9 protein-coding genes and 1 tRNA gene are annotated in these 12470 nt (G+C 69.3%); 6 read left to right on the forward strand and 4 right to left on the reverse strand.

Features of this window, described 5'->3' with window-relative positions; genetic code table 11:
* Positions 1–57 precede the first annotated feature (57 nt).
* The 3 genes from ACFVIM_RS09280 to ACFVIM_RS09290 form a co-directional block, all read right to left on the reverse strand.
* Positions 58–555: a phosphoribosyltransferase gene (locus tag ACFVIM_RS09280; RefSeq protein ID WP_384300054.1), complete on the reverse strand. Its 498-nt coding sequence runs from the start codon at positions 553–555 to the stop codon at positions 58–60.
* 2 nt (positions 556–557) lie between these two features.
* Positions 558–1133 (reverse strand): dCTP deaminase, encoded by a 576-nt coding sequence (gene dcd / locus ACFVIM_RS09285; RefSeq protein WP_384300055.1) that lies wholly within the window; start codon positions 1131–1133, stop codon positions 558–560.
* A gap of 125 nt (positions 1134–1258) precedes the next feature.
* Positions 1259–1462: a hypothetical protein gene (locus ACFVIM_RS09290; protein ID WP_384300056.1), complete on the reverse strand. Its 204-nt coding sequence runs from the start codon at positions 1460–1462 to the stop codon at positions 1259–1261.
* A gap of 271 nt (positions 1463–1733) precedes the next feature.
* On the opposite strand from ACFVIM_RS09290, the gene ACFVIM_RS09295 reads away from it, so the two are divergent.
* From ACFVIM_RS09295 to ACFVIM_RS09320, 6 genes are all read left to right on the forward strand, one after another.
* Positions 1734–1804: transfer RNA gene (locus ACFVIM_RS09295), tRNA-Gly, on the forward strand.
* 447 nt (positions 1805–2251) lie between these two features.
* Positions 2252–3019, forward strand: a complete 768-nt coding sequence (erm, locus tag ACFVIM_RS09300; protein ID WP_384300057.1) for a 23S ribosomal RNA methyltransferase Erm — start codon at positions 2252–2254, stop codon at positions 3017–3019.
* A gap of 338 nt (positions 3020–3357) precedes the next feature.
* Complete coding sequence (locus ACFVIM_RS09305; RefSeq protein ID WP_384300058.1) at positions 3358–3780, forward strand: hypothetical protein; 423 nt, start codon at positions 3358–3360, stop codon at positions 3778–3780.
* Entirely contained in the window at positions 3777–4412 is a 636-nt protein-coding gene (locus ACFVIM_RS09310; protein ID WP_384300059.1) for a hypothetical protein, read from the forward strand. Before ACFVIM_RS09305 ends, ACFVIM_RS09310 begins: the two co-directional genes overlap by 4 nt.
* Before the next feature lie 184 nt (positions 4413–4596).
* Entirely contained in the window at positions 4597–9372 is a 4776-nt protein-coding gene (locus tag ACFVIM_RS09315) for a putative T7SS-secreted protein (RefSeq protein ID WP_384300060.1), read from the forward strand.
* A 19-nt stretch (positions 9373–9391) separates the two neighbouring features.
* Positions 9392–9814: a hypothetical protein gene (locus ACFVIM_RS09320; RefSeq protein WP_384300061.1), complete on the forward strand. Its 423-nt coding sequence runs from the start codon at positions 9392–9394 to the stop codon at positions 9812–9814.
* A gap of 27 nt (positions 9815–9841) precedes the next feature.
* Here ACFVIM_RS09320 and ACFVIM_RS09325 read toward each other — a convergent pair whose 3' ends face one another.
* Positions 9842–12055 (reverse strand): MMPL family transporter, encoded by a 2214-nt coding sequence (locus ACFVIM_RS09325; protein ID WP_384300062.1) that lies wholly within the window; start codon positions 12053–12055, stop codon positions 9842–9844.
* Positions 12056–12470: the final 415 nt, after the last annotated feature.

Raw genomic sequence — 12470 nt, forward strand, 5'->3', positions numbered from 1 at the left:
CCCTTGAGCGGATGCATCCGCTCAAGGGCCGCCGTCGTCCGCGGTCACAGGCCCCGGTCAGGCGTCGAGGACCTGTCCGCTCCGGCTCACGACCGGCTTCTCCACGCTCCAGGGGAAATTAATCCACTCATCGGTGCGCTTCCACACGTACTCACACTTCACCAGCGAGTGCGACTTCTCGTAGATGACGGCGGAACGGACCTCGGCGACATGGTCCACACAGAAGTCATGGACCAGCTTCAGGGTCTTCCCGGTGTCCGCGACATCATCGGCGATCAGGACCTTCTTGTCGGAGAAGTCGATCGCGTTCGGCACCGGCGCGAGCATCACCGGCATTTCCAGCGTGGTGCCTACACCGGTGTAGAACTCGACATTCACCAGATGGATGTTCTTGCAGTCGAGCGCGTACGCCAGCCCACCGGCCACGAAAACACCGCCCCGGGCGATGGAGAGCACGATGTCCGGCTCGTACCCGTCATCGGCGATCGTCTGCGCCAGCTCCCGGACGGCGCCGCCGAACCCCTCGTACGTCAGGTTCTCTCGTACATCGCTCATGGTCACACCTGGGTCCGATGGAAGTTCTGGAACGAACGGGACGCGGTCGGTCCGCGCTGCCCCTGGTAGCGGGAGCCGTAGCGCTCGCTCCCGTACGGATACTCGGCCGGCGAGCTGAGCCGGAACATGCACAGCTGCCCGATCTTCATACCCGGCCACAGTTTGATCGGCAGCGTCGCGAGATTCGAGAGCTCCAGCGTGACATGGCCGGAGAAACCGGGGTCGATAAACCCAGCGGTGGAGTGGGTGACCAGCCCCAGCCGACCGAGGGAGCTCTTTCCTTCCAGTCGCGAGGCGATGTCGTCGGGCAGGCCGATGACCTCGTACGTCGACGCGAGCACGAATTCACCGGGGTGGAGGATGAACGGCTCGTCGCCCTCCGGCTCGACCTTGCGGGTCAGATCCAGCTGCTCGACGGCGGGATCGATGTGGGGGTAGCGGTGGTTCTCGAACACCCGGAAATAGCGGTCGAGACGCACATCAATGCTGGAGGGCTGCACCATGGAATCGTCATACGGGTCGATGCGTACCCGCCCGGCGTCGATCTCGGCCCGGATATCCTTGTCAGAGAGAAGCACCCCCCGAGGATACGCAGAGCACGCAGACCACCCCTACTCGGACGGCCGCGGACCAGCCCACGGGGGCCCGAATACGACCGGTGGGCGTACCCCTGACGGGCACACCCACCGCTCCGGCACGACGCCTACCGCGTCCGCGTGACCCCGGCTCCCGCCCCGGTCACGCCCCCTTCGACGGGGACGACACTGCGCAGCCGCGCACACCGTGGACACCGGACCAGCCGTCCGGGTCCGATCCGCCCGGCCCCGAGCTGCTGCAGCGGAAACGAGGCGGTTGCGAAGACGTGCCCAGCGGCACAGCGGACGACGGTGCGCTCCATCAAGTCCATGAGTCCCTTTCCCAGCGAATGCGGACGAAAGACCACATTAGGGGATGAGCAACAGACCCTCGCCAGCGGCACTCCGCCACTCGCCCGAGCCCCCGCCGAACCCTCGCACGCCACCCGGCCGCCGCACACGGTACGCCCCAACTGCGGTACGGCGCACCACGATCGCGCCGACCGGCGGCGACGGGCACATGACGGCTTCGGCCGGGGTGACGGGATGGGGTACAGTGGGCGCAGCCAGCGGCTCGGGGTTATTGATCACCGGGTACGGCGCGCGGATGTAGTTTAATGGTAGAACATGAGCTTCCCAAGCTTATAGCGCGGGTTCGATTCCCGTCATCCGCTCTTGAACGAAGCCCCAGGTCAGCGACCTGGGGCTTTGTCGTTGTCCGGGGCGGGTCAGGTGTCGGGTGCCAGAGGGCGCGGGTCCCGGGATGAGCGGCTGATCAGATACCGGGTGCGGGCCGCTCATGGCCGCCGGAGGATGGTGCCCGGTTCCGTGGGCGCTACCGGCGGGCGACCGCGTTCAAGGGCTCGGTGATGGCTGGAGGAGCGGAGCACCCGGCCAGGCGAAAAGCGGTGTCCCCGGGCCGAGGGGTCCGGGTAGCGTGCGGCGCATGTGTGGGATCGCAGGGGTTTGCTGTGGGATCGCGTTGACCCGGTACCGCCGCGTAGAGCGGCGGGTTGTCCGTCTCCCGCTTCTCTGAGGGGGAGGAGACCGCCGCCTGAGCGAGTCAGTCGCCGGGTGGTTCCTTCGTGCTGCCCGGCTCACCTCGGAGCCGCGGAGATCTTGTGCCTGCATACCGTCCTGGCCGTCATGAGCTGGGTCAGAACTTCCTCATCGACCAGAACACCATCCGGAGCGTCGTCGGTCTCGTCGCCGCCACCGATGGGCCGATCATCGAGATCGGGCCCGGCGACGGCGCGCTGACGCTGCCGTTGCAGAGGTTGGGCAGGCGCCTGACCGGGGTCGAGATCGATGGGCGGCTCGCGGGACGGCTGGCGCGACGGGTGGTGTCGCCCACGGAGATCGTCCACCGGGACTTCCTCCGGTACCCGCTGCCGGCCGGGCGGCATGTCCTGGTCGGCAATCTGCCGTTCCACCAGACCACGGTGATGCTGCGGCACGTGCTGCACGCCCCCGGGTGGACCGAGGCGGTCCTGGTGGTGCAGTGGGAGGTGGCACGGCGGCGGGCGGGGGTCGGTGGGGCGACCATGATGACCGCGCAGTGGTGGCCGTGGTTCGGCTTCCGGCTGGTGGAACGCGTTCCAGCGGCGGCGTTCCGGCCCAGGCCGGGGGTGGACGCCGGGGTCTTGACCATGACGCGACGACGGCAACCTCTTCTTCCTCGTACGGAACTCCGGCGCTACCAGGGTTTCGTCCACGCCGTGTTCACCGGGAAGGGACGGGGGCTGGCCGAGATCGTCGCTGAGGTCGCGGGGCCCGGGGTGCGACGCGGGGTCCACGGCTGGCTGCGGGAGCGGCGGATCGGTGCCATGGCCCTGCCGAAGAGCCTCACCGCCGAACAGTGGGCCGAGCTGTATCGCTGGGCGGGGTGAGGGGCCTGCCGTGACGGGAGCGAGGCGGGCGTCGCGGTGGCGGCCCGGCGGGGAGTGGCAGGGGCGATGCGTGCGGATCGCTCAGGTCTCCCCTTGTGCGGATTTCGTGAAAGGAACCGTAACGCCGTCTCTCGGTTGGTGCGGCCGGGATGCGGTGACCGATGACGAGAACCCGCTGGAGCTGGGAGTTCGCCGGTGTACGGCCGTGTCCGGCGGGGTGCGGGGTGGGTCGGAGCCCGAACCGCCCGATGTCAGTGGGCCGGTGAATGCTGGAATGGCATCGGACGGCTGTCCGCCGTCCCGAGCGGATGACCGCGTCGGCACGGGGAGGTACGCGGATGAGTACGGAGACGGGGGCGGCGCTCGCCGGACGGATCGAGGAGCGCCGACGGGGCGAGGGCGATCCCCGAGCACTGGTGGGCGAGTTGAGGCGGGCGCTGCTGTTGGTGCCCGTGGACGGCGGCGGGTTGTGGACCGCGCGGCTGGGCGGTGTGCGGTGGATCTGCGGTTTCACGGACGCGGAGGCCCTGGCGCGGTTCGCGCGGGCGCGCGGGGCCCAGGAGAGCGGGCGCGAGTGGGAGTACGCGGAAATACGTGGAGCCCGGCTGCTCGACGAGGTCATCCCGGCGATGGAGGAGCCCGCCGGAGTCGCGGTGAACATCGCCGACCCGGACGGTTCCATGCTCTTCCCGCCCGTGGCCGGAGTGGTCCCCGACACGGTCGCCCTGGTGGGCACGGAGGAGGAGGGCGGGCGGGAGTGAGCGGCTACGAGGACCTCAGGTTCGACCGGGAGAGCACCCAGAAGATCACCCAGGGGCTGACAGCCGCCATCGTCGAACTGCGGGACGTCGGCTCGGCCACCGGGTCCGTGATGGGCAAAGGGCTCTCCGATCTGTCACTGACCGGGATGGAGGCGGGGCACCACGGTCTCTCCACCGACTTCGAGGACTTCTGCGAGCGCTGGGAGTGGGGCGTCCGGGCACTCGTCCAGGACGCCAACACGCTCGCCGCCGCGCTGGGGCTCGCGGCCGGAAGGGTGTGGGAGGAGGACCAGTACCGCCAGGGCACCCTCAAGGTCGCGCTCAACTCCGTCGTCGGCAACCCCCACGCCTCCGAGGAAGAGGTCACCCGGCAGAGCTGGGGCGAGGTGTTCACACCCGACTACCTGAACCCCGACTACAGCGGGGAGTCCTTCGAGCGGGCGCGCGAGGAAGCCGCGCAGACCTGGAAGGACACCGGGCGGGCCCTGGTGACGGAGGGGGCGGGTGGGCAGCGGTCCCGGATCCTCAACGAGGCGCTCGGAGTGGACCAGGGGGCCTTCGACCGGGCGGTGGACGAGACCTTCGGCCCCTCGCCGCAGGAGCGGGCGGCACGGGAGGGGGGTGGCGGGTGAGAGGGAGGTGCTCAGGCGGCGGGTGAGAGGGAGGTGCTCAGGCGGCGGGCGCGCCAAGTCGCCACGGGGTGAGGGTGTCCTGCCCCGGCCGGGCCTGCCTCTGAGCGGTGTGAGCCGTCCCGGGGGCCGGCCGTCAGCGGTCGCGCGGTAAGGCCAGCGGTCCAGTACAGGGGGGAGACAGGCGTTGGGTATCGGGGACTTCGTCAAGGACATCACTCCGGATGTGGTGGAGGACGCCGTCGAGGACGGTGTGGAGTGGGTCGGGAACCGGGTCGAGGACGCCGGGGAGTGGACGGCGGACCGGCTGGAGGACGTCGGGTGGGAGTCCGGGGCGGACTGGGTCCGCGACACCTCCCGGTCGGTCGCCAACCGGATGGGCGCCGAGGTCGACGAGCTGGACCTCGGACAGACGGAGGACAAGACCCGGCTGGTGTACGGATCGCCGTCGAAGCTCCGGTCGACGGCATCCCATCTGACCGACCTGGGCGCCGCGTTCACCACCGTCGGAGAGGGGCTCAAGGGAGCCGACTCCTCGGATCTGAAGGGTGAGGGCGCGGACGCGTTCCGGGAGAAGGTCGCCACCCAGCCACCGAAGTGGTTCAAGGCGTCGGACGCGCTGGAGAAGGCCGCGAAGGCGCTGGACTCGTTCGCCTCCACGGTGGAGTGGGCGCAGGGGCAGGCCCAGACCGCGATCGACCTGTGGAAGGCGGGGACCAAGGCGTCCGAGGAGGCGGCGGAGGCACACAAGACGAAGGTCGACACCTTCAACAAGGCCGTGGACGCCTACAACGCGCGCCCGGCGGAGGACCGTGACCCGTCCTCCCTGCCAGCACGGCCGGGCGAGTTCTCCGATCCGGGCACCGCGCGGATGCAGCGGGCCCAAGAGCTGCTCGCGGAGGCGCGCAAGCAGCGGAACGAGGCGGCGGAGCGCGCGCGTTCGGCGGTCACGGCGGCACGGGACGCGGCCCCGCCGAAGCCGTCGTACGGGAAGCAGGTGACCGACGGCCTCGGCGAGCTGGAGGTGATCGGGACCCATGTCGGGGCGGGGGTGATCAAGGGCACGGCGGGGCTGCTGTCGTTCGTCCGGAGTGTGAACCCGCTGGACCCGTACAACATCACGCACCCGGCGGAGTATCTGCTGTCGCTGAACAACACGGCGGCGGGGCTGGTGCAGGTCGCCAACGACCCCTGGGGCACGGGCAAACGCATGGTCGACGGGTTTATGAAGGACCCGGCCGAGGGGTTCGGACGACTCCTGCCCGACGTGGCGCTGACCGTGGCGACCGGCGGCGCGGGCGCCGGGGTCAAGGGCCTGCGGGTACTCAAGGAGGGCGCCGACCTGGCGGCCGACGCCGGCAAGGGCCGTGGCGCGGTCGACGGCTCCCCGCCCGGCACCCACGACCGGGGCGACGGAACCAAGCCGACCAAGGGGACGGACCCCGTCGACCTGGCGACCGGCCGGATGTTCCTGCCCCAGACGGATGTGGCCCTTCCGGGCACCCTCCCACTGGTCTTCACCCGACGGGTGGAGTCCGGATACCGGGTGGGCCGGTTCTTCGGCCCGTCCTGGTCCTCGACCGTGGACGAACGACTGGAGATCGACCCGGTCGGCGTCGTGCATGTGACGGCGGACGGGATGCTCCTCACCTATCCGCATCCCGCACCGGGCGTGGCGACCCTCCCGGAGACAGGGACGGGACGGGCGCGCCTGGCCCGTGACGAGCGAGGGGACTACACCGTCACCGACCCGGTCAGCGGACTGGTACGGCACTTCACCGCGCCCGGGGCCGGGGGCGGGGCCGTTGGCGGCGAGGAGGATGGAGACGCCTGGCTGACGCAGATCTCCGACCGGAACGGGAACACGATCAGCGTGGACCGTGCCGGGGACGGGACACCGCTGGCGCTGGTGCACTCCGGGGGCTACCACCTGACGCTGAGCACAGCGGAGGGAAGGGTGACCGGGCTCGGGCTCCTCGACGGGGACACGGTTCATCCGGTGCGTACGTACGGGTACTCGGGCGGGAACCTGACCGCCGTCACCAAACCGTCCGGGGCCACCCTGACCTTCGCATACGACGACGAACAGCGGGTGATCGCCTGGATCGACTCCAACGGGAGCCGCTACGACTACGTGTACGACGGCCAGGACCGGTGCATAGCCGAGGGCGGCGAGGCGGGCCACTTCCAGCTCACCCTCACCTACAGCTCCCCCGACCCCGCCACCGGCCACCGCACCACCACCCTGACCACGGCCGCAGGCCACCGTACCCGCCACGTCATCGACCAGCGGTGCCGGGTCGTCGCGACGACGGACGCGCTGGGGCATACGACGCGGTTCACGTATGACGAGCGGGGGAACCAGACGGGGCGGACGGACGCGCTGGGGCATACGACCAGCCTCGATTATGACGAGTTCGGTCAACTGACCGCTGTGACCTGGCCCGACGGTGCCGTACGACGGGCCGAGTACGACGAGGACGGCTATCCGACCCGGTTCGTCCACCCGGACGGAACCTCCTGGCGGCAGGAGTACGACGAACGCGGCAACCGCGTCCGCGTGATCGACGAGGCCGGACATGCCACCCACTACGCGTACAACCCCCAAGGGGGTCTCGCCTCGATCACCGACCCACTCGGCGCGGTGACGGGCGTGCGCTGCGACCCCGCCGGACTCCCCTTGGAGATCAGCGACCCGCTCGGTCACCGCGACCACTACGAAAGGGACCCGTTCGGGCGTCCGCTGAGCGTCACCAACCCACTCGGCGCGGCTACGCGCTACACATGGAGCCCTGACGGTGAGCTGGCTTCCCGTATCGGCCCGGACGGATCGGCGGAGTCCTGGACCTACGACGGTGAAGGCAACCTCCTCAGCCGCATCGACCCTCTCGGCCAGACCACACGCTTCGAATACACCCACTTCGACCTCCTGCGGGCACGCACCGGGCCCGACGGAACGCGCTACGAGTTCCGTCACGACGCCGAACTCCGCCTCACCGAGGTCACCAATCCACTGGGACAGCGATGGGGTTACGCCTACGACGCGGCGGGACGGCTGATCTCCGAAAGCGACTTCGACGACCGGGAGCTGAGGTATGAACTGGACGCCGTCGGGCGTCTGTCTCGGCGCACCGGTGTGCTCGGGGGCGGAATCTCCTTCACACGGGATCCGCTGGGCCGGGTCGTCCGCAAGGACGCGGGCGGACAGATTACGACCTACGCCCACGATGCCAACGGCCGTCTGGTCCGGGCGACTGGGCCGGACGGAGAGCTGCTCCACCACTACGACCGGCGCGGGCTGCTCACCACGGTCATGGCCGACGGCCACGTCAGCACCTACCGATACGACTCCCTCGGCCGCCGCATCCAGCGCACCACGCCCACGGGAAAACGAACCGCCTACGGCTACGACCAAGCCGGAAGACCGACCGAACTGACCAGCGGCGAACAGCGGATCACCTTCGCCCATGACGCGGCCGGACGCGAGCGGAGCAGGTCCTTCGGAGAGTTCCTGGCCGTCGACTCCACCTGGGACGAGACTGGCCGACTCACCGAGCAACTCCTCACCCATGACAGCCGCACCCTCAACCGTCGTGCCTACACCTACCGTGCGGACGGGCACCTCACCGCGATCGAGGACGAATCGCGCGGCCCGTCTCGCTTCGAGCTGGACGCGGTAGGCCGCGTCACGACGGTCAGCGCGCCCGGCTGGCAGGAGAGTTACGTCTACGACGTGGCCGGGAACCAGAGTGCAGCGTCGTGGCCTTCCGCACACCCTGGGCATGAGGCGACCGGGGCACGTGCCTATGACGGAACCGTACTCACCCGTGCCGGGAACGTCCGTTACGAACATGACGCCCTCGGCCGGGTCACTCTGCGGCAGAAGACCCGTCTCTCCCGCAAGCCCGACAGCTGGCACTACACCTGGGACACGGAGAACCGGCTCACCGCCGTCACCACACCCGATGGCACCCGCTGGCGCTACCGCTATGACCCCCTCGGCCGCCGTACAGCCAAACAGCGCCTCGCTGACGACGGCGAGACCGTCGTCGAAGAGACACGCTTCGCCTGGGACGGCACCGTCCTCTGCGAGCAGACCACCAGCTCACCGGAGCTTCCCCAGCCGGTCACGATCACCTGGGACCACCAGGGTGTGCGTCCTCTCGCCCAGACCGAGCGGATCGGTGCGGCGGGATCACCACAGGAGATCGTGGACCAGCGCTTCTACGCCATCGCCACGGATCTGATCGGCACACCTACCGAACTCGTCGGGGAGCAGGGCGAGATCGCCTGGCGGACCCGGACCACGCTGTGGGGGACCACGACGTGGAACCGGGACGCGACCACATACACGCCACTGCGATTTCCGGGGCAGTACCACGACCCGGAGACGGGGCTTCACTACAACTACTTTCGGCACTACGACCCTGAGTGCGCGCGATATATCACACCAGACCCACTCGGACTCAGTCCGGCACCGAATCCCAACGCCTACGTTCACAATCCACATAAAGGCATTGACCCCATTGGGCTCGCTCCCTGCTTGCCGCGCGAAGGAAGACCCATGGACTCCTTCCTGGCAAGTGGTGCAACGGTGCGCCACACAGAGACGGCTACGGCAATCGGCGACGACGCCAACACTCTACAAAACCTTCTACGTTCACGCGGAGCCGCAGGGCACGACCTGATCGTCCATGGAGACACAGATGGGAATTTTCGCGTTGATGGAATGATCACGCATCCTCAGCAGATAGCCGACGCAGTTCTGGAGAATCCACACTACAAAGGTGGCCCCATCCAGATGGTCACCTGCCATGGAGGCGTTGCGGCAGCGCGGGAGCTGTCTGAGATTCTCGGGGTAGAGGTGCGGCACGCAAGCCCTCACATGGTGGATATCGACCCAGACACAGGGTTGGTGCGAGAATGGCCTGATGGGCCACTAGGCGACCCCATCGTAAAGTGACCGGATCCGGAGAAAGCTCATGCGAGAAGTCAAACCCGTTGGCATTCTGAGCATATTGGAGAGCCAATCACGATACAGCCTGCGCGCCGAGGAAATGTCCACCTTGGTTGACCAGCTCGATCGCGATCTACGAAAGATTGCCTCCGCCTACCTTCGGAAGGGTAGCGTGGTGCTCGCCATCATGGAGTACACCACAGATATCTTGGGATCGAAATTTGGGACCTCCGGCGGCAGCGGCCTTCTCACCGATGGCGAGTATTACTGGCGCGGTGATGCCGCAGACTACGTGGAGCATTATGGAATCGCTTTGGACGAGGATTTCCTGTGGCGAGTACTGGAGCAGGATGGCGATCCTCCCGTGCTGACGCAGGAAGAAATCATCGAAGTGGATCGATACTTCATGGCGCTGCGCCATTCCGCCAAGTCGGGCACATCTACCTGACGCAAGGTGTGGAGCCCGCACCGCCCCCTACCGCCTCCCGTACACCCCCGTCTCCTCCCGCTCGCGGTATGCGTCCCGCTCAGGGGTTTCCGGGTGGGGGCCGCGGTGGCGGGGGTGGGTGGGGCGGGTGGGCCACCAGAGGGTGGGGCCGAGGAGGGAGGCGAGGGAGGGGACGAGGAGGAGGGAGAGGAGGAGGGAGGCGAGGAGGATGCCGAGGGTGGTGGCGAAGCCGATCTCCTGGTTGGCGGGGTTGACGACCAGGGTGGCGAAGGAGGCCGCCAGGATGAAGCCCGCCGTGGTGATGGTGGGGGTGGTGTGGCGGAGGGTCTCGGCGACGGCGTCGCGGGAGGAGCGGCCGAGGGCCATCTCCTCGCGGAGGCGGTCGGTGACCAGGATGGTGTAGTCGGTGCCCAGGGCCACCACGAAGAGGAAGAGCACCAGCGGCAGGGTGAACATCACGCCCGGCCGGTCCAGCAGATGCTGGAAGAGGAGGGTCGAGGCGCCCAGGGTGGCCGCGAAGCCCAGGCCGACGGCGAGCATCAGGATCAGCGGGGCGACCAGGGAGCGCAGCAGGACCAGCAGGATCAGCAGGATCAGGCCCGCCGCGACCGGGAAGACCAGGCGGAGGTCCTTGTCCACGGCGGTGGCGATATCGGCGTACACGGCCGCCGTGCCGGTGATGTGGGCCTCGGTGCCGTCGGGCGCGGCCTGGGCCAGGGTGGTGCGGATGGGGCCGGTGATCAGGTCGCGGGCCCGCTGGCTGTCGGAGACCACGGAGAGGGCGACATCGAGACGGGCGGCGGTGCGGTCGTCGCTGAGGAGTGGGCGGCCGACCTGCCCCACGCCGTCGGTGCGGCCGAGGGCCGAGGTCAGACTGGTGAGGGCGGCGGCGTCGAGGGGCCCGTCCCCGGATCGTATGTACACGGTGTGCTGGTCGGCCGCGCCCGCCGGGAGGGCGTCCGCGATCTCGTCGGCGGTGCGGGTGGCGGCCGTCTTGTCGTGGGCGGGCTGGTCGTAGTTCATCGTGATGCCGAGGGATCCGGCGGCCAGGGCGACCAGGACGAGCACGCTCGCCAGGGCCCAGCGGCCGGGCCGGTGGGCGATGGCGTGGCCGAGGCGGGCGCCGGTCCCGTCGGTGGAGGGCTGACGGCGCCAGGCGCGGGCGGGCCAGAACATGCCCCGCCCGGTCACCGCGAGCAGCGCGGGCATCAGGGTCAGGCTCGCCAGCAGCATCACCAGGACGGAGACCGCGATGGCGGGCCCCAGCACCCGGAACTGGCCGAAGCTGGCGAGACCGAGGGTGGCGAAGGCCGCGACGATCGTCAGCGCGGCGGAGGTGATGGCGTTGCCCACCCGGCCCGCCGTCCTGGTGGCGGCGGTGACCGAGTCGATGCCGGGTTCGTCGCGCAGCAGCTCCCGGAAGCGGAAGAGCAGGAAGAGGAAGTAGTCGATGCCGATGCCGAGCAGCACGACCGCGATCAGGGACGGGATCGACGCGTCCAGCTCGATGTCGAAGAGCAGCGCCGTCCCCGCGACCGCGCCCGAGGCGACCCCACCGACCAGCGCCACCGCCACCAGCGGCAGGAACGCGGCGAGCGGGCTGCGGAAGACCAGGACGTTGATCAGCACGATCAGTCCCATGGTGACCGCGCCGATGACCTTCTCCCGGATCTCCCCCGCGTCGAACGCGTCGACCGAGTTCGCGATCCCGCCGGTGAACCCGGCCCGCAGCCCCTCCTGACCGAACGCGGCCTTCGCGTCGGCGCGGAACGCGCGGTAGACGTCCTGGAGCCCGGGGTCCGCCGCGTTGCCGGTGAGGGTGGCCGTCAGCAGCTGGAAGGAGCCGTCGGGGGCCGGGGCGCCCAGACCGACTTTCGGGACCTGGGAGTGGTCCGTCATCAGGAATATCTCGGGTTTCGGCGCGATGACCTGGCGCGCTCCCAGCTCCTTCGCGACCGCCCCGATCCGCCCCCGGTCGGCGGCGGTCAGCTTCCCGCCGTCCTCGCGGGCCACCAGCATGGTGACCGCGTTGGGGTCGGGCTTCTCGCCGAACTCCTCCTCGGCGATCCGCAGCGCCGCCGCCGACCCGTACTCCCGGGGCAGGAAGTCGCTCGCCTGTGATCCCGACGCGTCGTACATCATCGACTGGCCGGTGACCGTCAGCGCCGCCCCCAGCAGGAACCAGACGACGATCGTCACCCACCGATGGCGTACGGCGAGTGCGGTGAGACTGCGGACCATGAACTTCCCTTCCCGGTGCCACGGCGTGTGCCGCGGCCTGACTCCAGGGCATCACCCCGCACGGGGTCCGGGCATCGGGCGTGGGAAGGGCCGTGTGCCGGTACCCGGGTACCCGTCCCGCTGCCGCCCAGGACCAGGGTCCTGGGTTCCGGTTCTAGGCTTGTGGTCTCCCCGACGTGCGGGAGTCCGTGTGCGGGAGTCCGTACGTGTGTGCCGCCGACCAGCGGGTGGACGAGCAGAAGGAGACGCCGGATGGCTCCCGACCGGCCTGCCCTGCCGCCGTCCGTCACCCCAGGCGCCGCGCCCGGGAGCGGTCTTCCCGCCGACCGGGGCGTTCCCCCTCCGTGCTGTCAGGGTGGCTGCCGGGAGATTCGAGAGGGCCGGGGTCAGGGAGGTCGCGCGGATGAGGGTGTGT

Origin of the sequence: Streptomyces sp. NPDC057638, assembly GCF_042800315.1 — a bacterium.
Classification (GTDB): Bacteria; Actinomycetota; Actinomycetes; order Streptomycetales; family Streptomycetaceae; genus Streptomyces.

Excerpts from the sequence above, each read along its gene's own strand:
- ACFVIM_RS09320 (WP_384300061.1), top strand. The coding sequence starts at position 9,392 with ATGCGAGAAGTCAAACCCGTTGGCATTCTGAGCATATTGGAGAGCCAA.
- ACFVIM_RS09305 (WP_384300058.1), top strand. The coding sequence starts at position 3,358 with ATGAGTACGGAGACGGGGGCGGCGCTCGCCGGACGGATCGAGGAGCGC.
- ACFVIM_RS09280 (WP_384300054.1), bottom strand. The coding sequence starts at position 555 with ATGAGCGATGTACGAGAGAACCTGACGTACGAGGGGTTCGGCGGCGCC.
- ACFVIM_RS09290 (WP_384300056.1), bottom strand. The coding sequence starts at position 1,462 with ATGGACTTGATGGAGCGCACCGTCGTCCGCTGTGCCGCTGGGCACGTC.
- ACFVIM_RS09325 (WP_384300062.1), bottom strand. The coding sequence starts at position 12,055 with ATGGTCCGCAGTCTCACCGCACTCGCCGTACGCCATCGGTGGGTGACG.